The 20,696-nt window shown below is 71.4% G+C and carries 22 protein-coding genes; 6 read left to right on the plus strand and 16 right to left on the minus strand.

The window, feature by feature from the left end:
• Positions 1-9 precede the first annotated feature (9 nt).
• Positions 10-549, plus strand: a complete 540-nt coding sequence (locus tag H7I87_RS03995; protein ID WP_003872612.1) for a GNAT family N-acetyltransferase — start codon at positions 10-12, stop codon at positions 547-549.
• On the opposite strand, the gene H7I87_RS04000 is transcribed toward H7I87_RS03995, so the two are convergent.
• Genes H7I87_RS04000 through H7I87_RS04025 form a run of 6 tightly spaced genes read right to left on the minus strand, consistent with a single transcriptional unit; the run spans position 550 to position 7,263 of the window.
• Positions 550-3,270, minus strand: a complete 2,721-nt coding sequence (locus tag H7I87_RS04000) for a fumarate reductase/succinate dehydrogenase flavoprotein subunit (RefSeq protein WP_011725443.1) — start codon at positions 3,268-3,270, stop codon at positions 550-552. It abuts the gene before it with no gap.
• The gene (locus tag H7I87_RS04005) at positions 3,270-4,007 is read right to left on the minus strand and encodes an ABC transporter ATP-binding protein (RefSeq protein WP_003877618.1); all 738 of its coding nucleotides are present in this window, start codon (positions 4,005-4,007) and stop codon (positions 3,270-3,272) included. The genes H7I87_RS04000 and H7I87_RS04005 overlap by 1 nt, the downstream gene beginning before the upstream one ends.
• The gene (locus tag H7I87_RS04010; RefSeq protein ID WP_003872615.1) at positions 4,004-4,864 is read right to left on the minus strand and encodes an ABC transporter permease; all 861 of its coding nucleotides are present in this window, start codon (positions 4,862-4,864) and stop codon (positions 4,004-4,006) included. The genes H7I87_RS04005 and H7I87_RS04010 overlap by 4 nt, the downstream gene beginning before the upstream one ends.
• Positions 4,861-6,249 (minus strand): ABC transporter substrate-binding protein, encoded by a 1,389-nt coding sequence (locus H7I87_RS04015; RefSeq protein WP_011725444.1) that lies wholly within the window; start codon positions 6,247-6,249, stop codon positions 4,861-4,863. The genes H7I87_RS04010 and H7I87_RS04015 overlap by 4 nt, the downstream gene beginning before the upstream one ends.
• A gap of 25 nt (positions 6,250-6,274) precedes the next feature.
• On the minus strand, positions 6,275-6,505 hold the full coding sequence (locus H7I87_RS04020) for a 4Fe-4S dicluster domain-containing protein (RefSeq protein ID WP_011725445.1): 231 nt from the start codon (positions 6,503-6,505) through the stop codon (positions 6,275-6,277).
• The gene (locus H7I87_RS04025; RefSeq protein ID WP_024637332.1) at positions 6,502-7,263 is read right to left on the minus strand and encodes a GntR family transcriptional regulator; all 762 of its coding nucleotides are present in this window, start codon (positions 7,261-7,263) and stop codon (positions 6,502-6,504) included. Before H7I87_RS04025 ends, H7I87_RS04020 begins: the two co-directional genes overlap by 4 nt.
• A gap of 230 nt (positions 7,264-7,493) precedes the next feature.
• On the opposite strand from H7I87_RS04025, the gene H7I87_RS04030 reads away from it, so the two are divergent.
• From H7I87_RS04030 to H7I87_RS04040, 3 genes are all read left to right on the plus strand, one after another.
• Positions 7,494-8,300: a COG4705 family protein gene (locus H7I87_RS04030; RefSeq protein ID WP_011725447.1), complete on the plus strand. Its 807-nt coding sequence runs from the start codon at positions 7,494-7,496 to the stop codon at positions 8,298-8,300.
• Between the two features lie 87 nt (positions 8,301-8,387).
• Positions 8,388-8,705: a hypothetical protein gene (locus H7I87_RS04035; RefSeq protein WP_011725448.1), complete on the plus strand. Its 318-nt coding sequence runs from the start codon at positions 8,388-8,390 to the stop codon at positions 8,703-8,705.
• Positions 8,706-8,729: 24 nt separating this feature from the next.
• Complete coding sequence (locus H7I87_RS04040; protein ID WP_011725449.1) at positions 8,730-9,398, plus strand: response regulator transcription factor; 669 nt, start codon at positions 8,730-8,732, stop codon at positions 9,396-9,398.
• On the opposite strand, the gene H7I87_RS04045 is transcribed toward H7I87_RS04040, so the two are convergent.
• Entirely contained in the window at positions 9,380-10,783 is a 1,404-nt protein-coding gene (locus tag H7I87_RS04045) for a HAMP domain-containing sensor histidine kinase (protein ID WP_011725450.1), read from the minus strand. The two genes, H7I87_RS04040 and H7I87_RS04045, sit on opposite strands and share 19 nt — an antisense overlap.
• A 100-nt stretch (positions 10,784-10,883) precedes the next feature.
• Between H7I87_RS04045 and H7I87_RS04050 the strand changes: the two genes are divergently transcribed.
• Positions 10,884-11,126, plus strand: a complete 243-nt coding sequence (locus tag H7I87_RS04050) for a hypothetical protein (protein ID WP_011725451.1) — start codon at positions 10,884-10,886, stop codon at positions 11,124-11,126.
• 4 nt (positions 11,127-11,130) lie between these two features.
• Here the strand turns inward: H7I87_RS04050 and H7I87_RS04055 are convergent, their stop codons facing one another.
• The 5 genes from H7I87_RS04055 to H7I87_RS04075 form a co-directional block, all read right to left on the minus strand.
• Positions 11,131-13,983, minus strand: coding sequence for an aminotransferase class I/II-fold pyridoxal phosphate-dependent enzyme (locus tag H7I87_RS04055; RefSeq protein WP_009977695.1), 2,853 nt, complete (start codon positions 13,981-13,983; stop codon positions 11,131-11,133).
• A 96-nt stretch (positions 13,984-14,079) separates the two neighbouring features.
• Positions 14,080-14,469 (minus strand): hypothetical protein, encoded by a 390-nt coding sequence (locus H7I87_RS04060; RefSeq protein ID WP_023881874.1) that lies wholly within the window; start codon positions 14,467-14,469, stop codon positions 14,080-14,082.
• A complete protein-coding gene (nusB, locus tag H7I87_RS04065) occupies positions 14,466-14,936 on the minus strand; it encodes a transcription antitermination factor NusB (protein WP_003872626.1) in 471 nt (156 codons plus the stop codon). Before nusB ends, H7I87_RS04060 begins: the two co-directional genes overlap by 4 nt.
• Positions 14,933-15,496 carry an elongation factor P gene (efp, locus tag H7I87_RS04070; RefSeq protein WP_003872627.1) on the minus strand — a complete coding sequence of 188 codons (564 nt, stop codon included), beginning with the start codon at positions 15,494-15,496 and terminating at the stop codon, positions 14,933-14,935. Before efp ends, nusB begins: the two co-directional genes overlap by 4 nt.
• A gap of 87 nt (positions 15,497-15,583) precedes the next feature.
• Positions 15,584-16,693 (minus strand): M24 family metallopeptidase, encoded by a 1,110-nt coding sequence (locus H7I87_RS04075; protein ID WP_003872628.1) that lies wholly within the window; start codon positions 16,691-16,693, stop codon positions 15,584-15,586.
• A 33-nt stretch (positions 16,694-16,726) separates the two neighbouring features.
• Here H7I87_RS04075 and H7I87_RS04080 point away from each other — a divergent pair, with 33 nt between their 5' ends.
• The gene (locus H7I87_RS04080) at positions 16,727-17,398 is read left to right on the plus strand and encodes a B-4DMT family transporter (protein WP_003877611.1); all 672 of its coding nucleotides are present in this window, start codon (positions 16,727-16,729) and stop codon (positions 17,396-17,398) included.
• Here the strand turns inward: H7I87_RS04080 and aroQ are convergent.
• The 4 genes from aroQ to aroC are packed head-to-tail and all read right to left on the minus strand — an operon-like array spanning position 17,395 to position 20,652.
• Positions 17,395-17,826 (minus strand): type II 3-dehydroquinate dehydratase, encoded by a 432-nt coding sequence (gene aroQ / locus H7I87_RS04085; RefSeq protein WP_003872630.1) that lies wholly within the window; start codon positions 17,824-17,826, stop codon positions 17,395-17,397. The genes H7I87_RS04080 and aroQ overlap by 4 nt on opposite strands.
• A complete protein-coding gene (gene aroB, locus H7I87_RS04090; RefSeq protein WP_003877609.1) occupies positions 17,823-18,920 on the minus strand; it encodes a 3-dehydroquinate synthase in 1,098 nt (365 codons plus the stop codon). The genes aroQ and aroB overlap by 4 nt, the downstream gene beginning before the upstream one ends.
• On the minus strand, positions 18,917-19,447 hold the full coding sequence (locus tag H7I87_RS04095) for a shikimate kinase (protein ID WP_003872632.1): 531 nt from the start codon (positions 19,445-19,447) through the stop codon (positions 18,917-18,919). Before H7I87_RS04095 ends, aroB begins: the two co-directional genes overlap by 4 nt.
• The gene (gene aroC / locus H7I87_RS04100) at positions 19,447-20,652 is read right to left on the minus strand and encodes a chorismate synthase (protein WP_011725453.1); all 1,206 of its coding nucleotides are present in this window, start codon (positions 20,650-20,652) and stop codon (positions 19,447-19,449) included. The genes H7I87_RS04095 and aroC overlap by 1 nt, the downstream gene beginning before the upstream one ends.
• Positions 20,653-20,696 lie beyond the last annotated feature (44 nt).

Here is a 20,696-nt window from a genome sequence, read left to right on the forward strand (position 1 = left end):
CGCACCGCCATGCCCGAATACCCTCCCGACCGCATCACCGGGCCCCGGCTGTCGCTGCGGCTGCCGGTGCTCGACGACGCCGGCCCGCTGTTCCAGCGGGTCGCCCGCGATCCGCAGGTCACCAAATACCTGCTGTGGGCGCCGCATCCGGACGTGGCGGCCACCCGGCGGGTGATCACCGAGAAGCTCAACGCCAGCGCGGACGAGAAGACCTGGGTGATCGAGCTGCGGCACCGCGGGGAGGTGGTCGGGCTGCTCAGCTGCCGGCGCACCGCGCCGCACTCGGTGGAGATCGGCTACTGCCTGGGCCGGCGGTGGTGGGGCAAGGGCCTGATGTCGGAGGTGCTCGGCATGCTGCTCACCGCGCTGGACGCCGACCGTGAGGTCTATCGCGTGTGGGCCACCTGCAGCGTCGACAACCAGCGCTCGGCGCGCCTGCTGGAGCACGCCGGGTTCTTCCTGGAGGGCCGGCTGGCCCGGCACGCCGTCTATCCCACCATGGGGCCCGAACCGCAGGACAGCCTGCTGTATGCAAAGATCCTGCGCTGACTAGCTTTTCACGGCCCGCTCGCGGTGTTCCAGCGCCCGGCGCGCGTACGCGCGCACGTCGGCGTCGGTGTCCTTGAGCGCGATCCCCAGGGCGTCGCGGGCGGCCGGCTCGCCGGCCCACCGGGTCAGGGCGAGCACCGCGGCCTTGCGCACGTCCAGGTGCGCGTCGCCCAGCGCCTCGCCCAGCAGCGGCACCGCGACCTCGGCGGCCGCACCGGCCAGCGCCCGCGCCGCGCCTTCGCGCACCTGCCACGCCGACGCGCGCAGCGCCTGCGTGATGGCCCCGTAATCGTCTGGGCCGCAGCCCAATTCGCCGAGCGCGGCCAGCCCGGCGGCACGCACCAGCGGGTCGGGGTCGGCGACCAGCGCGCGCACCGCCCCGCCGGCCGGACCCGTCCCGTCGCGCAGCGTCGCCAGCCCGGCGGCGGCCGCGATGCGCACCTCCCGGTTCTCGTCGCCGGCGGCGTCGACCACCCCGTCCACGTCGTCGACGGACACCAGCGCCCGCACCGCCTCGATGCGCACCCGGTGATCGGGATCGCCCAGGGCGCGCCGGTACCGGGCGGCGTCGCCGGCGCGGCGCGCGGCCAGCACGTACAGCGCGGCCGCCCGCACCACCCGGTCGGACGAATCCAGGTGGGCGCGAACCGATTCCGGTTCGGGCAGCACCTCGACCAGCTCCCGGACGCCCTCGGCGGCGGCGGCGCGCACCGCGGCGGCGTCGTCGCCCAGCGCGGCCAGCAGGGCGGGGGCGTATCCCTCGGGGGTGTTCTCGGTCAGCGTCGCCACCGCGGTGCGGCGCACTCCGGGATCCGGGTCACCCAGGTAGGGCGCCAGCTCGGCCACACTCGGCTCGTCGAGTGCCAGCACCGCGGCGATGCGCGGCGACGGCGGCTCGAAACCCGTTGCGGGGGAAGCGATGCGGGAGGCAGCGCTGGCCGGGGCCTGGCCGCCGATCAGCGGCGGCTGCTGCACCGGGTGCACGGTCTGGTCGACCGGCGGCAGCCCGTCCAGCTCCGGAACCGGCACGAAATACGGTGCCACCGGCCGTTTGAGGAACACCATCCGGCCGTCGTCGCCCTTGCGCAGGTTGAGGTGATAGCCCCATTGATTGTCGTCGCGGCCCGGCAGGTCGGCCCGGTCGTGGTAGAGGCCCCAGCGCGATTCGGTGCGGGTGTGCGAGGACCGGGCGGCCATCTCGGCGCAGTCCCGGATGAACGACACCTCCACCGCGCGCATCAGCTCGTGCGGGTTGCGGGCGCCCATCTCGGCGATCTCGGCGCTCATCCGCTCGAAGGTGCGGATCGCGATGGACAGCTTGGCCGCCGTCTTGGGCGGCGCGACGTAGTCGTTGACGAACCGGCGCAGCTTGTACTCCACCTGCGGCTGCGGCGGCCCGTCCGGGTGGCGCAGCGGCCGGTAGATGAGCTCGTGCGCCTCGCGCAGCTGGTCGGCCGGAAGCTGTTGCGGCGCTGCCACATCGGCCAGGGTCGAGGCGGCATGGGTGCCGGCCAGGTCGCCGAACACGAACGCCCCGATCATGTAGTTGTGCGGGACGCAGGCCAGGTCGCCCGCGGCGTACAGGCCGGGCACCGTGGTGCGGGCATGCTCGTCGACCCACACACCCGACGCGGAATGCCCGCTGCACAAACCGATTTCGGAGATGTGCATCTCGATGTCGTGGGTGCGGTAGTCGTGGCCGCGGTTGGCGTGGAAGGTGCCCCGGGTGGGCCGTTCCGTGGTGTGCAGGATGTTCTCCAGCGCGGTCAGCGTCTCGTCGGGCAGGTGCGACACCTTGAGATAGATCGGTCCGCGCGCGGAGTCGATCTCGCGTTTCACCTCGGCCATCATCTGGCCGGACCAGTAGTCGGAGTCCACGAACCGCTCGCCCTGCGCGTTGACCTGATACCCGCCGAACGGATTGGCGACGTAGGCACACGCCGGGCCGTTGTAGTCCTTGATCAGCGGGTTGACTTGGAAGCACTCGATGCCCGAGAGCTCCGCGCCGGCGTGGTAGGCCATCGAGTAGCCGTCGCCGGCGTTGGTCGGGTTCTCGTAGGTGCCGTACAGGTATCCCGACGCGGGCAGCCCGAGCCGGCCGCACGCCCCGGTCGCCAGGATGACCGCCTTGGCGCCGACCGTGACGAATTCGCCGGTGCGGGTGTGCAACGCGGCGGCGCCGACGGCGCGGCCACCGCTGTCGGGGTCGACCAACACCCGCACCGGCATCAGCCGGTTCTCGATGCGGATCCGCTCGCGCATCGAGCGTTGCCGCAGCACCCGGTACAGCGCCTTCTTGACGTCCTTGCCCTCGGGCATGGGCAGCACGTACGACCCGGAGCGGTGCACGCGGCGCACGGCGTATTCGCCGTGCTCGTTCTTTTCGAACTTCACCCCGTAGCGCTCCAGCCGCTGCACCATGGCGAAGCCGCGGGTGGCGGTCTGATAGATGGTGTGCTGGTTGACGATTCCATCGTTGGCGCGGGTGATCTCGGCGACGTAGTCCTCGGGTTCGGCCTTGCCCGGGATCACCGCGTTGTTGACGCCGTCCATGCCCATCGCCAGCGCGCCGGAGTGCCGCACGTGCGCCTTCTCCAGCAGCAGCACCTGCGCCCCGTGCTCGGCGGCCGACAGCGCGGCCATGGTGCCCGCGGTGCCGCCGCCGATCACCAGGACGTCACAGTCCAGCCGGAGCGGGGCGGTGGGGTCGGGTATCTGCATCAGGCGGCCTCCGCGTGGTTGAGTGCGTCGATGATCTGCGCCCGCAACTCGGCGTGCGGGCGGTCGCTGCGCGGCTCGGGCACCTCGACCGACGCCCGCGGCGGCTCGCCGGCGCGGCCCAGCACCACGATGCGGTCGCCCAGGGCCAGCGCCTCGTCGACGTCGTGGGTGACGAACACGATGGTGGTCGGGTGGGTGCGCCAGGTGTCGATCAGCAGCCGCTGCATGGCCGCGCGGGTCCGGGTGTCCAGCGCGCCGAACGGCTCGTCCATCATCACCGCGCGCGGCGCCCCGGCCAGGCCGCGGGCGAGCTGGACGCGCTGGCGCATCCCCCCGGACAGGCTCTTGGGCAGGTAGTCGCCGAACCCGGCCAGCCCCAGCTCGGAGATCCACCGCTCGGCGGCCGCGCGCCGGCCGGCCCGCGGCTGGCCGCGCAGCCGCAGCGCCAGTTCGATGTTGGACCGCACCGTGCGCCACGGCAGTAAGGCGTTGTCCTGGAACACCATTGCGCGATCACCCGAGGTACCGGTGACCGGCACGCCGTCGGCCAGCACCCGGCCGCCGTCGGGGGTCAGCAGGCCGGCCAGGGCCCGCAGTACCGTCGACTTGCCGCAGCCCGACGGCCCGGTCAGCACCAGGATCTCCCCCGGGCGCACCACCAGGCTCAGCTCGTTGATCACCGCGGGGCCGTTGTAGGACAACCGAACTCGGTCCAGCTCGAGGCGCATGGCGGTCACCGCGCACCGTCCTGGGCGCGCGGCAGCCACCGGGTCACCCGCCGGCCCACCAGTTCGACGGCCGCCGACGTGGCGAACCCCAGCACGCCGATGGTGATGATGCCGACGAACACCTGCGGGTAGGCCAGCACGGTGTAGTCCTGCCAGGTGCGGTAACCGACCCCGAGACGGCCCGAGATCATCTCGGCGGAGATCACGCAGATCCAGGCCACGCCCATGCCGACGGACAGGCCGCCGAACACGCCCGGCAGGATGCCGGGCAGCACCACCTGGGTCAGCACCTGCCAGCGGCCGCCGCCCAGCGTGCGCACCGAGTCCTCCCACAGCGTGGGCAGCGCCCGCACGGCGTGCCGGGTGGAGACCATGATCGGGAAGTAGGCCGCCAGGAACGTGATGAACACGATGCCGGCCTCGTCGGTGGGGAACAGCAGGATGGCCACCGGCACCATCGCGATGGCCGGGATGGGCCGGGCCAGTTCGGCTAGCGGCCCGAACACGTCGGCGAACAACCGCGAACGGCCCAGCAGCACACCGGTCGCCACCCCGATGACGGCGGCCAGCCCGAAGCCGGTCAGGATCCGCAGCAGCGACTGCGCCAGATCCAGCCAGTACTCGCCGGCCGCCAGCCGGCGGTGCAACGCGCCGACGATCTCGGTGACGGTGGGCAGCGTGTCGAAGCGCAGCAGCAGCCGCACCTTGTCGGCGGTGAGCAGCTGCCACAACCCGATGGCGGCGGCCACCGAGACCACCCGAAGCACCCGCGACTGCCACCGCAGCGTGCCGCGGCGGGGGCGGGCCAGCGGGGGCGCCGAAATCACGCCGCCCACCACCTGATCGGCCACCACTTGGGCTGTCATACCGAACCTCCCAGTGCCTGTTGGTAATTCACGGCGATGCTGCCGGGGTGCGCGGCCAGGTAGCGGCCCGCCCCGGCTGCGGTGCCGAACGGCAGATAGTTCTGCCCGTCTTTGACCCAGAACGCCTTGTCGGCGAACCAGCGGGTGCCGAACTCGGTGTCGGGGACGTAGGCCGCGCGGACCCGCGCGCCGCGGCCGAGCGCGTCGCGCACCGCCCGCAGCAGGCTCGCCGGGTCGGCGGTGGTCTGCGTCGTGTCGGCGCCGTCCAGCCACAGCTCGCCGGCTAGCGCCGGGTCGCCGCGCAGCGTGGACGGGTTGGTGGTGCGCGCCCGGGCGGCTTGGTAGTCCAGCCCGCGCGCGGTGAACACCGCCCGCAGTGGCTCGTCCACGACGAACTTGTCCACGTCCAGGTCGGCGAAGTCGCCGATCGACTTCAGGTAGGGCACATCGCTTTTCAGCGCTTCGGTCAGCGACGGCTTGAGCGTGGTGTCGAACGAGGTGCCGCCCGGGCCGTTGTAGAGGTACACCACCTCCGGGGGCAGCCCGCTGGCGTCGGCGACGATGCGGGCGGCCTGCAGCGGGTGCGTGTTGAGGAAATCGGTGGCGTCCAGTTGCGCCTGCAGGAAGGCGGCCAGCACCTCCGGGTGGGCCGCCGCGTAGGAGCGGCGCACCACCACACCGTGCAGGGTGGGCAGGTTCAGCTCGGCCCCGTCGTAGAGCAGTTTGGCCTTGCCCTGGAACACCAGCAGACCGGGCCAGGCCACGAACTGCGAAAGCGCTTGCACCTGACCGGATTCCAGCGCCGACGCCCCGACCTGGGGCTGCTGGTTGAGCACCTCGACACCGTTGACGCCGGCCCGGCTCAGGGCCCGCACCAGGGTGCCGTGGCCGGCCGAGCCCACGCTGGCCGAGACCTTGGCGCCGGCCAGGTCGGCCAGGTCCTTGGCCCGCGACTCCGGGCTGACCACCACCATGTTCAGCGCGCCCTTGGGGTTGTAGCCGGTGATGGAGACCATCTCGGTGCGGGCCAGCGGGTTGGCCTGCGTCTTGGAGCCGTTGATCAGCATCGGGTAGTCGCCCATCGAGCCGATGTCGATCTTTTCGGCGAGCATCTGCGCGGTGATCGGCGCCCCGGTGTCGTAATCCTGCCAGCGCACCGCGTATTTGGTGCCGGTGCGGGTGGTGATGTCGGCCAGGCGGCGCTCCAGGTAGCCCTGGGCGCGCAGCAGCGTGCCCGCGGTGACGGTGTTGATGGTCTTGGACTGGTAGCCCACCACCACGTTGACCACCCCGGCCGACTGGGACAGGGATTCCAGCGAGCACCCGGTGCCCAGCGCGGCGACCGCGATCAGCACCGACGCCAGCAGGGCGGCATGTCTTCTCATGGAAGTTCCTGGGGGTGAACGCTTTTCAGCGAAGCAGGTAGGGCATGTTGACGGTGACCGCGCCGGTCGGGCAGCGGGCGGCGCACGGGCCGCAGTACCAGCATTCGTCGACGTGCATGTAGGCCTTGCCGGTGTCGGTGTCGATAGCCAGGGCATCGAGCGGGCAGACCTCGACGCACAGCGTGCAGCCCTCGATGCACAGCGACTCGTCGATGGTCACCGGCACGTCGACGCGGGTGTTGTGGATCAGCGTCATGAGTTGCTCCTCATCGGCTCGGCTCTGAACAGGTTGCCGCGCATGGTGATTCGATCGCCCCGCATCCGGATGTACTCGAGGTCGACGGGAGTGCCGTCGGCCAGGCTGGTGAGCCGCTCCAGCATCAGCAGCGCCGCGCCGTCGGGCACCTGCAGCGTGGCCGCCGAATGCGCGTCGGCGGGGATGGCCTCGAGCGCCAGCGCCGCCGAGCCCAGCCGCTGCCCGCTGACCTGTTCGATGAGGGCGAACACGTCGTTGGTCTCCAGCGAATGCTCCAGCACCTGGCGGCCGATCGGGGGGGCCAGGTAGGTGAGGTCCAGGCTGAGCGGCAGCTCGCCGAGGTAGCGCAGCCGCTCGATGAACACCGCCTGCTCCCCCGGCGCCAGCCGCAGTCGGCGGGCCACCGACGGCGGCGCCGTGACCGGCATCGCTGCGCGTACCTCGTTGCGCACCTCGCCGAGGTCCTTGAACGTCTCCTTCAGCCCCAGCAGCGCGTCCAGGGCGTGGTCGTACTTGCGCTGCGCGACATGGGTGCCCACCCTGGGCCCGCGGTCGATCAGGCCTTCGCGCTTGAGCACGGCCAGCGCCTCGCGAATCGTGTTGCGCGACACCGAGAATTCGGCGGCCAGCTCCAGTTCGGCGGGCAGGCCGTCCGGGTAGGCGTCGGCGTGGATCTGCTGGCGCAACACGTCGGCCACCCGTCGGGCCCGGTCGGCCCGCGGTCCCCCGATCGGTACTGGATGCGCCACGACGGTCACGCTAACGCAGCTCAGGGGCGTTTTCCGGGCCGGCGACCGGGGTCGCAGCCGGCGACCGACGGCATTGCGCCGGGTGGCGTTCGGGCCCGACCAGCCAAAACCGCGGCGCGCCGGGTCATTGCGCCACCCGCGGCCACCGGGCGGGTTTGTGATCCGGATGAGCAGAACTGCCGGCCCGGTCACGCTACGGTGGGCATGCTGAACATCCCGATGACGGAGGATGACCGCACATGAGCGCAGCTGACGGGGTGTCGAGCCAGACCTGGACCAAGGTGCCCGCGATCACGCTGGGCTTCTGGGTGATCAAGGTGTTGGCGACGACGCTGGGCGAAACCGGCGGCGACACCGTCACGATGACGCTGGATTGGGGCTACGCGGCCGGGGTGGCGCTCTTCGGTGTCACGCTGGTGCTGCTGGTGACGGCGCAGATCCTGGCCGCGCGCTTTCACCCCGTCCTCTATTGGGCGACGATCGTGGCGTCGACCACGTTCGGCACCGTGCTGGCCGACTTCGCCGACCGTTCGCTGGGCATCGGCTACACCGGCGGGTCGCTGCTGCTGTTGGCTTGTCTGCTGGCCACTTTGGGTATTTGGCGCTGGTCGCAGGGCACGGTGTCGGTCGCGACCGTGCACACGCCGAAGGTCGAGGCCTTCTACTGGGCGACCATCACGTTCTCCCAGACGCTGGGCACCGCGCTGGGCGACTGGCTGGCCGACACCCGCGACTTCGGCTACCGGCGCGGCGCCCTGGTCTTCGCGGCGGGCCTGCTCGTGGTCGCCGGCCTGTACTTCTGGACGGGCGTGTCGCGGGTCGCCCTGTTCTGGGTCGCGTTCATCCTCACCCGGCCGCTGGGGGCGACCGTCGGCGATTTCATCGACAAGCCCGTCGCCCAGGGTGGCCTGGCGTGGAGCCGCCCGCTGGCCACGGCGGTGCTGGCGGCGCTGATCGCCGTGCTGCTCATCGTGATACCGCAGCGGCCGGGCCGGCACCCCGGACGGCCGGAAGCCGGTGCGGCGCAATCCCCCACCGCGACCTGACTCTCAACGATTTCACAGCGAATTCTGCGTACCGTCGTCGGCGGCGAGACCAAATCAGGACCGGACGAAGGAGCGGGCATGCCACCCGTGCCACGGCAGCGGGTCGGGGCGCCGCTGATGATGCTTCCCCCGATGGGCTTGCGGGAACAGCCGATCCACGAATGCCCCACCATGTGGTTCAACCGCGATTTCTTCGAATCCCCTTGGCCCGGCTGGACGGTCGACGTCGATCTGACCCGGCCGGCGACGTTCGTCAGCCACACCGATCCCGGCGAGACGCTGCTCGGCCACCCGGTGCGCATCAGGCTGGAGGATCCGGGCGTGCTGTGGGTGGCGACGAACCGGTTCGCCCGGATGGGCGGCCCGTTCGCCGAGGTGCTCATCGAGGCCCGCTGGCCCGACTAGCGGGGGTCGACGTAGCGTGAACGCATGAGAGTCCTGCTCGTCGAGGACGAGCCCCGGCTGGCGGCGACGGTTGCGCGGGGACTCAAGGCGGAGGGATTCGTGGTGGTGACCGTCGGCAACGGCGTCGACGGCCTGGCCGAGGCCACCGAAAACCCTTTCGACGTCGTCATTCTCGACATCATGCTGCCCGGCCGCAGCGGGTACGAGGTGCTGCGGCGGATGCGGTCGAACAACGTGTGGACACCGGTGCTCATGCTGACCGCCAAGGACGGCGAGTACGACGAGACCGACGCCTTCGACCTGGGTGCGGATGACTATCTGACCAAACCGTTTTCGTTCCGGGTGCTGGTGGCGCGGCTGCGGGCGCTGGTGCGCCGCGGCGCGCCGGAGCGGCCGGTGGTGCTGACGGCCGGGTCGCTGTCGCTGGATCCGGCCCGGCACACCGTCCAGCGCGGCTCCACGCCGATCGCGCTGACGCCGCGCGAGTACGGGGTGCTGGAGTTCCTGATGCGCAACAAGGACGTGGTGGTGACCAAGGCCGACATCCTGGCGAACGTGTGGGACGCGCATCACCACGGGCCGGACAACGTGGTCGAGGTGTACGTGGGCTACCTGCGCCGCAAGATCGATGTTCCGTTCGGCACCAACACCATTGAGACGATCCGGGGGGTCGGTTACCGGCTGCTGTGCTGAGCCGGGTGTTGCGGCAGGGCCACCGTCAGGGTGGTGCCCCCGCCCGGCCGGTCCCCGATGGTGACGGTGCCGCCGTGCGCGGCGACCACCTCGGCGACGATGGCCAGGCCCAGCCCGGCCCCACCGCCGCTGCGCGCGCGATCGGTGTCCAGCCGCACGAACCGCTCGAACACCCGGCTTCGCTGCGCCGGCGGTATGCCCGGGCCGTCATCGCCGACGGTGAGCACCGCCGTCCCGTCACGGCTGCCGACCTCGATGGCGACGCACGAAACCGCGTGGCGCACAGCGTTATCCACCAGGTTGCGGATCATGCGCGTCATGGCTGCCGGGTCGGCGAGCAGCCGCGCCGGGCGGATATCGGTGTGGACCGCGCAGTCGGCGTCGCGGCGCACCCGGGCGGCTTCCGCCTCGGCGAGATCGTCGAGGGCCACCAGCTCCTTGCGCCGCAACAGGTTTCGCTCGTCGGCGCGGGCCAGCAACAGCAGGTCGTCGATCAGGGCGCGCATCCGGTGCGCCTCGGGCAGCAGGGTGTTGACCGCCAGCTCGGCGTCCAGCAGCTCGGGGTGCGCCTCGGCCACCTCCAGCCCGGAGATGATGGTGGTCAGCGGGCTGCGCAGCTCGTGCGACGCGTCGCCGACAAAGCGTTGCTGCGCACGGTGTCCCGCTTCGAGCCGGGACAGCATCTCGTTCATGGTGACCGCCAGGGCCGCGATCTCGTCGCGGCCGTCCGGGACCGGCACCCGCTCGGCCAGGTCCGACGCCGAGATGTCGGCCACCCGGGCGCGGATCGCGTCCACCGACTTCAGCGATCGGCGCACCAGCCAGTACGTCGCGCCGGCCGCCACCGCGACGATGACCGGCGCGGTGGTGGCCAACAGGATCGCCAGGGTGCGTGCGGTCGCCTCGACCGCCTCGCTGCCCCCGCCGACCAGCACCGTGTACACCCCCGACCGGGTGGCGACCTTCTGGCCGCTGACCCGCATGTCGTCGCCGGACACCGCGTCGTCGGGCAGGCCGCGGCGCAGGGTGAAGTCGAAATCGGCGGTCGGCACCAACGGGGTGGCCGGCGCGGAGCCGGACCGCTTGACCACGCTGCCGTCCGGACCGATCAACTGGGTGGCCACCACCCGCTGGTCGGTGGTCAGCAGGGCGTTGTCGAGTTCCTCGCGTGAATCCGACTGCAGCGCCTTGGCGATGTCGCGAACCCGTTCGGCCGCAGCGTAATCCACGCCGGACAGCAGCGACCGGTACAGGATGGCGTCCAATCCCGCGCCGGCCACCGTCAGCGCGCAGAAGACGACGATCGCCGCGACCGCCGCCGAGCGGGCGGAGATACCCAGGTGCACGCCTTCGATTCTGCAGGCCCGCGGCCCGCCGGAGAACACCGAGAACGGTGCGCTTCTCAGCGGCCTCTCAGCGGCCCCGTCCTAGGCTGGCACCGACATGGTTGGTACTGCACGCCCGCCGCGCCGTGAGCATCGAGCGATGGCCCGGATGCTGGTCGCCGCCGTCGTCGCGGTGGGCTCCGGGGTGCTGGTGGCGGCGCCGGCCGGCGCCGACCCGAGCCCGTTCGGCACGCTGAGTTCGAGTTGCCGGGACCAGGCCGCGGCCGGCCGGGACGCCCTCATCCGGGGCATCCACCGCGGCGTGGCCGACTGGCCGGTGAGCGCCCCGCACACCTCGGCCCGCACCACCTGCCCCGCCGGGCCGACCCCGGCCACCGGCTGAGAGCTCAGCCTCCGTCGGCGACCGACGGCACCGCGCCGGCGCCGTTGTGCGCGCCGTTGCCGCCGGAGGCGTCCGCGGGCAACTCGAAGGCCGCGGTCACCGAACCCACCGCGGCGGTCGCGGCGTTGCGCTGCGCCTCCATCCGCGCCAGCGCGGTGTCGGTGAACACCGACAGCCCCAAATCCGGGTTGTAGCCGTGGATTTCCTTCACGTCGAGCTGGGCCAGGAAGTAGACGATCTCCTTGGACACCACCTGGCCGGGCACCAGCACCGGGAAACCCGGCGGGTAGGGCACCACGAAGGTGGTCGACACCAGGTTCTTGCCCTCGGCCAGCCGCCGCCCGGCCGTGCCGATCAGCACGTGCTCGCGGTCGGACTCCTCGTACCCGGCGTAGAACGCCGACCGCATGTCGCCGAAGTTGCATTCGTCGACCGGCCGGAAGGCGACGTCGAATTCGCTGAAGTCGGGCAGGTGCGGCAGGTCCTCGGTGATCTCCTCGACGTGGCGTCGTTGCAGCGCCCGGTCGGCGGCGCTGGCCTCCTTCTGGATGCGATCGAAATCCGTTGCCACCCTTCGTAACACGTCGAGCAGATAGTGGACGCTGGACCAGGTGACGCCGATGGTGAAGATCAGCAGCACGCTGTTGATCGAGGTCTTGTTGATCTGGATGCCGAAGCGCTCCATCAGGATCTTCTCCCGGAAGTCGTACCCGTTCATGCCGGTGGCGCCGACGAACAGGGTGACCCGGGTGGCGTCCAGCACGAACTGGTCGGAGCGCCACGCCTCGTTCCACTCGGCCAGCGCCCCCTGCCGAACCTCGCGGTAGGAGCTCACCGACGACGCCCGGAACTCCTCGGGCACCAGGTCGGACTCGTCGAGGATGCGGAACCACTTGCTGATCAACCGGTCCTTGCGGACCCGGTGCCGGAACACCAGCGCCATGTCGTAGACCTGCCGGACCAGCTGGAAGCCCTCGATGTCGACCTGGCGGCGGGCCAGATCCAGCGACGCCAGCAGCTGCTGGTTGGGCGAGGTCGAGGTGTGGGTCAAAAACGCCTCACCGAACGCGTCGCGGGTGAGCGCGTTGAAATCCTGGTCCCGCACGTGGATCATCGACGCCTGGCGCAGCGCCGAGAGCGACTTGTGCGTGGAATGGGTGGCGTAGACCCGCACCCGGGCGGTGGCCGGGTCGGGCAGCAGCTCCCGCTCGATCCACTCCGAACGGTCCACGCCCTGCATCGACGCGGCCCATTTCCGGTACTGCTCAACGTAATCCGGCGAGGCCAGCATCTGCTCGAGCCGCTCGGCGGCCACCATCGCGGTGCGCTGCCGGGCCCACGGCACGGCGGTGGCGAACGCGTACCACGCCTCGTCCCACAAAAAGCAGATGTCCGGTTTGATCGCCAGCACCTCCTGCATGACCTGCAGCGGGTTGTAGACCACGCCGTCGAAGGTGCAGTTGGTCAGCAGCAGCATCCGCACCCGGTGCAGCTGCCCGGCCGCCTCCAGGTCGAGCAGGGTCTGCTTGATGGTGCGCAGCGACACCGCCCCGTAGATCGCGAACTGCGGCAACGGATAGGCGTCCAGGTACAGCGGGTACGCCCCGGCCAGCACCAGCCCGTAGTGGTGCGATTTGTGGCAGTTGCGGTCGATCAGCACGATGTCGCCGGGCCGGGTCAGTGACTGCACGACGATCTTGTTGGCGGTCGACGTGCCGTTGGTGACGAAATAGGTGTGGTCGGCGTTCCAGGTCTTGGCCGCCTTGTCCATCGCCTTCTTGATGTTGCCGTGCGGGTCCAGCAGCGAGTCCAGGCCGCCGGAGGTGGTGGAGGTTTCGGCCATGAAGATGTTGCGGCCGTAGAACTCCCCCATGTCCTGCAGCGAGCGGGAGTTGAAGATGCTGGCCCCGCGCGCCACCGGCAGCGCGTGGAACTGGCCGACCGGGGCCGCCGCGTACGCCCGCAGCGCGTCGAAAAACGGTGTGGCATAACGGTTCCGCAGCCCGGCGAGCACCGTGCTGTGCAGGTCGGTGACGTCGTTGAGCCGGTAGAAGGTGCGGTCGTAGACGTCGGGTTCGGTGTCGTCGCCCGCCGCGATCGACTCGTCGGTGAGCAGATACAGGTCGATGTGCGGGCGCAGCTCGCGGATCCACTCGCCGCACTCCACCCAGTCGTTGGCGCGGTCGGGGATGACGCCGTCCGCGTCCTCGTTGGGCCCGAGCAGGGTGTTCATCAGCGGCAGCCGGTCGCGGGAGCGCAGCGGCAGGTCGTCGCGGATGATCGCGGCCTGGATCTCCCCGTTCAGCGCGACCGCGGTGATAGCGTCCTCGACGCTGGGCACCACCAGGATCTCGAACTGCACGTCGTCGGACGGGTTGCGCAGCGCCCGCAGGCATTCGGCCAGGCTGTCCGGTGCGGTGCTGGGGGCGTCGTCGGCCAGCAGCACGGTGTAGAAATGCTGTTGCTTGGCCTGCGCCACCAGCTCCTGGTCGTCCAGCGGCGCCGACGTGTCGAAAAGCCCTGCGCGATCGCCGTATTCGCTCAACAGCCGCACCGCCAGGGAGACCTCCTCGGTGAGCCGCACCGTGGACAGGCTCTCCAGGTGGGCGCGGAAGATCGCCAGGTTCTCCGCGCCGGGGTACAGCCAGTAGCGCTCGTAGGCGGCGATGCGGTCCAGCAGGCGCTTCACCCGGGCCACGTCGTGGGTCTTGTCCAGCCCGGCCAGGTCGACCTCGGCGAGGTGCCGGCAGGCGTCGTCGAGCAGATTCCAGGTGTCCACCCGGGCGTACGACGGGTTGGCCACGGCCGCCAGCGCGGACACCCGCAGCCGTCGCGGCTGGGTGCTGTATCGGATCATGACCTCACCTGCTCTTCTCGCATCGCCGCCGCTGCAGTCCAGCTCGTATTGTCATCCCGCCGCGCCCCCGCCCGTGGTCGTTTCACCTCAGCTTGGTCAGCGATCCGGCTCGTCGTCACCGTCGATCACCCGCCGGTTACCCCGGCCGCCGTCCAGCCAGCGCAGCACGGGCAGCTCCCAGCGGCGGACCGGCAGCTCGGTGACGTCGGACAGTGAGCGCACCACGCCCTGGGTCAGGCCCATGATCGCGGCCATCACCGGCAGCAGCGGCCGCAGCGGCGTGGCCGCCGAGCGCACGGTGCTGATCCGGCGGGCCACCGCCACCCGTTCGACGCAGTGATACAGCCAGGCGCCCACGCCCAGGGCGTAGATCGCCAGCACCGAGGCGACGATGCTCAGGTGGTAGGCGGCGCACACCACCGCGCCCACCACCACCGTCGCCGCCAGCACGGCCGCGACGACCAGGCGCAGCTCCAACCGGGTCACGTGTCCCGGGGACCCCGCACCGCCCGGGCGGCCGCCCTGATCTGCGGCGTCACCAGCATGACCTGGCCCAGCACGCCGTTGACGAAGCCCGGCGAGTCGTCGGTGGACAGCTCCTTGGCCAGCTGGACGGCCTCGTCGACGGCGACCGGCTCGGGCACGTCGTCGGCGTACAGCAGCTCCCACACCGCCACCCGCAGGATGGCGCGGTCCACGGCGGGCAGCCGGTCCAGCGTCCAGCCCTGCAGGTGCGAGCTGATCAGGTCGTCGATGTGGGCGGCGTGGTCGCCCACCCCGCGGGCCACCGCGGCCGTGTACGGCTGCAGGGGCGCCACTTCGGGGTTGGTGTCGGCCAGGCCGGTCCGGACGTCGACCACCTCGGCCGGGCTCAACCCCCGCGCCTCGGCCTCGAACAGCAGGTCGACCGCGCGCTTGCGGGCCTGATGGCGTCCCCTCAGGGGTTTGCTCACGCGTTGACGCGCCCCAGGTAGCTGCCGTCGCGGGTGTCCACCTTGAGCTTGTCGCCGGTGTTGATGAACAGCGGCACCTGGATCTCCGCGCCGGTTTCCACGGTGGCGGGTTTGGTGCCCGCGCTGGACCGGTCGCCCTGCAGGCCGGGCTCGGTGTGGGTGACCTCCATCTCGACCGACACCGGCAACTCGATGTACAGCGGCGACCCGTTGTGGAACGCCACCTGCACCGGCATGCCCTCCAGCAGGAACCGGGCCGCGTCGCCCACCAGCGACTCGGGCAGCGGGTGCTGCTCGTAGTCCTGGCTGTCCATGAAGACGAAGTCGCTGCCGTCGCGGTACAGGTAGGTGGTGTCGCGGCGGTCGACGGTGGCGGTCTCCACCTTCACCCCCGCGTTGTAGGTCTTGTCGACGACCTTGCCGGACAGCACGTTCTTCAGCTTGGTCCGCACGAACGCCGGGCCCTTGCCGGGTTTGACGTGTTGGAACTCGACGATCTGCCACAGCTGGCCGTCGATCACCAGGACCAGTCCATTCTTGAAATCGGCAGTGCTTGCCACGGTGCGCCTATATCTCCTCGGGGATGGACGGCCGGCGGTGCGGCCGTCGTGGGACTTGTCGGCCAGTTTAGAGGGCGCCGGCGGGCGTCAGGCCAGGACGGCCAGCTCCTTGGGGAACCTGGTCAGCAGCTCGGGGGGCTTGCCGGCGGTCTCCGGCGGCACCACCAACGTGTCCTCGATGCGCACGCCGCCGCGGCCGGGCAGATAGACGCCGGGCTCCACGGTCACCACCGATTCGGCGCGCAGCGTGCCGGTGGAGGTGGCGCCGATGCCCGGCGCCTCGTGGATCTCCAACCCGACGCCGTGGCCCAGGCTGTGGCTGAACTGCTCGCCGTAGCCGGCGTCAGCGATCACCCGGCGGGCCGCGGCGTCCACCTCGCGCAGGTCGGCGCCGGCCCGCAGCGCCTCCCGGCCGGCCCGCTGCGCGTCGGCGACCAGCCGGTAGATCTCCAGCTGCCAGTCGGCCGCCTTGGTCAGCACGAAGGTGCGGGTCATGTCGGAGTGGTAGCCGCCGACCAGCGCCCCGAAGTCGATCTTGACGAAGTCGCCGTCGGCCAGCACCGCGTCGGTGGGGCGGTGATGCGGGATCGCCGAGTTGGCGCCGGTCGCCACGATGGTCTCGAAGGAGATCCCGTCGGCGCCGTGGTCGAGCATCAGCGCCTCCAGCTCCCGGCTGACCTCGCGTTCGGTGCGGCCGGGCCGCAGCCCGCCGCCGTCCACCAGCGCGGTGAGCGCGGCGTCGGCCGCCTCGCAGGCCAGCCGCAGCAGCGCGACCTCGCCGGCGTCCTTGACCTCGCGCAACGCCTCGACGGTGCCGGCGGCCTTGACCAGCTCGGTGGCTGCCTTGCGGCCGTCCAGCTCACCCGTCAGGGCGTCGAATCCGTCGACGGTGACCACGTTGCTCTCGAAGCCCAGGGTGCGTGCGCCCGCCTCGGCGGCGCGGCCGGCCAGATAGCGGCCCAGCGCGCGTTCGATGGCGACGTCGAGGTCGGGGGCCTGCTCGGCGGCCTGGGTCCGGTACCGGCCGTCGGTCGCCAGCACCGGGGGCCGGTCGTCGGCGAACACCAGCAACGCGCCGTTGGAGCCGGTGAATCCGGACAGGTAGCGGACGTTGATCAGGTCCGTGACCAGCAGCGCATCCAGTCCGTCGGCCTCGAGTCGTGCCCTGAGCCGGTCCCGGCGTTGAGAATGTGTCACGGGTCTTGACGGTACTCGCTACGCTTTTGGGCCATGAGTAACTGGATGCTGCGCGGATTGGTGTACGCCGCGGCGATGGTCGTCGTCCGATTGTTCCAGGGTGCGCTGATCAACGCGTGGCAGACGCAGGCCGGGCTGTTCAGCGTGGTGCTGCTGCTGTTGTTCGTCATCGCGGTGGCGGTCTGGGGCGTGTTCGACGGCCGGGCCGACGCAATCGCCAACCCCGACCCGGACCGCCGCGGCGACCTGGCGATGACCTGGCTGCTGGCCGGCCTGGTCGCGGGCGTGCTCAGCGGCGCCGTCTCCTGGCTGATCGCCCTGGTGTACAAGGGCCTCTACACCGGCGGGCTGATCAACGAGGTGACGACGTTCGCGGCGTTCACCGCGCTGTGCGTCTTTCTGCCCGGCATCATCGGCGTGACCATCGGCCGCTGGCGGGTGGACCGCAACCCGCCGCCGCGCCGGCCCGGCCACGACGACGAGCGCGCCGACACCGACGTTTTCTCCGCGGTGCGCGGCGACGACGCGCCCACCGGCGAGATTCCCGCGGCCGGCGCCCAGACCGAGGCGCACACCGCGGCGGTCGCCACCGCCGAGCGGGAGGCCGAATCGCCCACCGAGACGATCCCCAGCGCCGGGGACGACCCGAAGACCGAGGTGATCCGCACCGAGCCCGAACCGGGCGGCGAACCCGGCAAGGCCTAGGCGGGCCGGCCGGCCAGGTAGCGCAGGGCGAGCAGATAGCCCTGCACCCCCAGCCCGACGATCACCCCGGTGGCCACCGGGCTCAGGTAGGAATGCCGCCGAAACTCTTCGCGCGCATGCACATTCGAGATGTGCACCTCGATCAGCGGGGCGCTCAGCTCCGCGCACGCATCACGCAACGCCACCGAGGTGTGGGTCAGACCGCCGGCGTTGAGGATCACCGGCTGGTTCGCGTCGGCCGCCCCGTGGATCCAGTCCAGCAGTTCGGCTTCGCTGTCGCTTTGCCGCACAATGGCTTTCAGCCCCAGCGCGGCGGCCTCGGCCTCGATCAGCGCGGCCAGCTGGTCGTGCGTGGTGTCGCCGTACACGTCGGGCTCGCGCCGGCCCAGCCGGCCCAGGTTCGGGCCGTTGATCACCTGCACGATCATGAGGCGTCCTCGTCGGCCAGGGCGGCATACGCCGCCGCCAGCAGCGACGGGTCCGGGCCGGCCAGCCGGCCCGGCTTGGCCAATCCGTCCAACACCACGAACCGCAGCACCCCGGCGCGGGACTTCTTGTCCCCGGCCATGTATTCCAGCAGCTGCGGCAGCGCGTCGGCGTCGTAGCTGACCGGCAGGCCGAGCGCGGACAAGATGGTGCGGTGCCGCCGCGCGGTGGCGTCGTCGAGCCGCCCGGCCAACCGGGCCAGCTCGGCGGCGAAGACCAGGCCCACCGACACTGCCGCGCCGTGCCGCCACCGGTAGCGCTCGCGGCGCTCGATCGCATGCCCCAACGTGTGCCCGTAGTTGAGGATTTCGCGCAGCTCCGACTCCTTCTCGTCGGCGGCGACGACGTCGGCCTTGACCGCGATGGCGCGCTGGACCAGCTCGGCCAGCACCTCGCCGGACGGGTCCACCGCGGCCCGCGGATCGGCCTCGATGAGGTCGAGGATCGCCGGATCGGCGATGAAGCCGGCCTTGACGACTTCGGCCATGCCGGCCACCAACTCGTTGGGCGGCAACGTGTGTAGCGTCGCGAGGTCGACCAGCACCGCGAGCGGCTGGTGGAAGGCGCCGACCAGGTTCTTGCCGGCGTCGGTGTTGATGCCGGTCTTGCCGCCGACGGCGGCGTCGACCATGCCGAGCAGGGTGGTGGGCACGTGCACGATGTCGACGCCGCGCAGCCAGGTGGCCGCCGCGAAACCGGCGACGTCGGTGGCCGCACCACCGCCCAGGCTGACCAACGCGTCCTTGCGCCCGATTCCGATGCGGCCCAACACTTCCCACAAAAAGCCGACGACCGGGAGGTCCTTGCCGTCCTCGGCGTCCGGGATCTCGATGCGGTGCGCGTCAACACCCTTGTCCGCCAACCGCTTTCGGATCACCTCGGCGGTCTCGGCGAGTACGGGCTGGTGCACGACGGCGACCTTGTGCCGGGCGCCGAGCAGTTCGTCCAGCTCGCCCAGCAGCCCGGTGCCGATGATCACCGGGTAGGGCGGGTCGACGGCCACCTGCACGGTCACCGGTTCGCGGGTGGTTCTCATGTGGCGGCCCGGCAGGCATCGGTGGCGGGCAGCCGCGACACGATGTAGCGCACCACCGCGCCGGGGTTGCGCCGGTTGGTGTCGACCCGGATGGTGGCGGCCCGCCGGTACAGCGGGCTGCGCTCGGCCAGCAGCGCGCGGTACTTCTCGGCGCGATCCGGCCCGGCCAGCAGCGGGCGCACCGTGTTGCCGCCGGTGCGCCGCACCCCCTCGGTGGCGCTGATCTCCAGGTAGACGACGGTGTGGCCGGCCAGCGCCTCGCGCACCCCGGGGCTGGTGACCGCGCCGCCGCCCAGCGACAGCACGCCGTCGTGCTCGGTCAGCGCCGCGCGCACCACCTCCTCCTCGATGCGGCGGAACTCCCGCTCGCCGTCGGTGGCGAAGATCTCGGCGATGGGCCGGCCGGTGCGCTGCTCGATGGCCGCATCGGTGTCCAGGAAACCCACCCCGAGCGCCTTGGCCAGCCGCCGCCCGATGGTGGACTTGCCGGAGCCCGGCAGCCCGATCAGCACCGCTTTGGGCGCCATCACGCGGTTCCCCGGGCGGCCGGCGCCTCGCGCTCGGCGACCGCCCGCCGGTAGGCGTCGATGTTGCGGCGGGTCTCGGCCAGCGAGTCGCCGCCGAACTTCTGCAGCGCCGCGCGGGCCAGCACCAGCGCCACCATGGCCTCGACCACCACCCCGGCGGCCGGCACCGCGCATACGTCCGAGCGCTGGTGGATGGCGACGGCCTCGTCGCCGGTGGCCATGTCGACGGTGGCCAGCGCCCGCGGCACGGTGGAGATCGGCTTCATCGCGGCGCGCACCCGCAGCGGCTGGCCGTTGGTCATGCCGCCCTCCAGCCCGCCGGCCCGGTTGGTCGAGCGGACCACGCCGTCGGGGCCGGGGTACATCTCGTCGTGGGCCTGGCTGCCGCGGCGGCGGGCGGTGGCGAAACCGTCGCCGATCTCCACCCCCTTGATCGCCTGGATGCCCATCACCGCGGCGGCCAGCTGACCGTCCAGCCGGTTGTCGCCGCTGGTGAACGAGCCCAGCCCGACGGGCAGCCCCAGCGCCACCACCTCGACCACGCCGCCCAGGGTGTCGCCGTCCTTCTTGGCGGCCTCGATCTCGGCGATCATCGCCTGTTCCGCCGCCTCGTCGTAGGCGCGCACCGGGCTGGCGTCGATCGCGGGCAGGTCGCCCGGGCCCGGGGGCGGCCCTTCGTACGGCGCCGACGGGCCGATCGCGATCACGTGCGAGAGCACCTCGACGCCGAGCGCCTGGCGCAGGAACGACCGGGCGATGGTGCCCGCGGCCACCCGCGCCGCGGTCTCGCGGGCGCTGGCCCGCTCCAGCACCGGCCGGGCGTCGTCGAACCCGTATTTGAGCATGCCGGCGTAGTCGGCGTGGCCGGGCCGCGGCCGGGTGAGCGGGGCGTTGCGGGCGCTGTCGGCCAGCTGCGCCGGGTCGACCGGGTCGGTGGCCATCACGGTTTCCCACTTGGGCCATTCGGTGTTGCCGATCTCGACGGCGATCGGTCCGCCCAGGGTGAGGCCGTGCCGCACCCCGGACAGCACGCTCACCGCGTCCCGCTCGAAGCTCATCCGGGCGCCGCGGCCGTACCCGAGGCGGCGCCGGGCCAACTGTTCGGAGATGTCGGTGGAGGTGATCTCCACCCCGGCGACCATGCCTTCCAGCACGGCCACCAGCGCGCGGCCATGCGACTCCCCGGCGGTGATCCAACGCAACACGGGTCCCATCTTCCCATGTCGAGTTCCGAAAGGCCGATTCGCGC

Origin of the sequence: Mycobacterium timonense (assembly GCF_025821985.1) — a bacterium.
Lineage (GTDB): Bacteria > Actinomycetota > Actinomycetes > Mycobacteriales > Mycobacteriaceae > Mycobacterium > Mycobacterium avium.

Excerpts from the sequence above, each read along its gene's own strand:
- H7I87_RS03995 (WP_003872612.1), top strand. The coding sequence starts at position 10 with ATGCCCGAATACCCTCCCGACCGCATCACCGGGCCCCGGCTGTCGCTG.
- H7I87_RS04000 (WP_011725443.1), bottom strand. The coding sequence starts at position 3,270 with ATGCAGATACCCGACCCCACCGCCCCGCTCCGGCTGGACTGTGACGTC.
- H7I87_RS04010 (WP_003872615.1), bottom strand. The coding sequence starts at position 4,864 with ATGACAGCCCAAGTGGTGGCCGATCAGGTGGTGGGCGGCGTGATTTCG.
- H7I87_RS04015 (WP_011725444.1), bottom strand. The coding sequence starts at position 6,249 with ATGAGAAGACATGCCGCCCTGCTGGCGTCGGTGCTGATCGCGGTCGCC.
- H7I87_RS04020 (WP_011725445.1), bottom strand. The coding sequence starts at position 6,505 with ATGACGCTGATCCACAACACCCGCGTCGACGTGCCGGTGACCATCGAC.
- H7I87_RS04030 (WP_011725447.1), top strand. The coding sequence starts at position 7,494 with ATGAGCGCAGCTGACGGGGTGTCGAGCCAGACCTGGACCAAGGTGCCC.
- H7I87_RS04040 (WP_011725449.1), top strand. The coding sequence starts at position 8,730 with ATGAGAGTCCTGCTCGTCGAGGACGAGCCCCGGCTGGCGGCGACGGTT.
- H7I87_RS04050 (WP_011725451.1), top strand. The coding sequence starts at position 10,884 with ATGGCCCGGATGCTGGTCGCCGCCGTCGTCGCGGTGGGCTCCGGGGTG.
- H7I87_RS04055 (WP_009977695.1), bottom strand. The coding sequence starts at position 13,983 with ATGATCCGATACAGCACCCAGCCGCGACGGCTGCGGGTGTCCGCGCTG.
- H7I87_RS04080 (WP_003877611.1), top strand. The coding sequence starts at position 16,727 with ATGAGTAACTGGATGCTGCGCGGATTGGTGTACGCCGCGGCGATGGTC.
- aroQ (WP_003872630.1), bottom strand. The coding sequence starts at position 17,826 with ATGATCGTGCAGGTGATCAACGGCCCGAACCTGGGCCGGCTGGGCCGG.
- aroB (WP_003877609.1), bottom strand. The coding sequence starts at position 18,920 with ATGAGAACCACCCGCGAACCGGTGACCGTGCAGGTGGCCGTCGACCCG.
- H7I87_RS04095 (WP_003872632.1), bottom strand. The coding sequence starts at position 19,447 with ATGGCGCCCAAAGCGGTGCTGATCGGGCTGCCGGGCTCCGGCAAGTCC.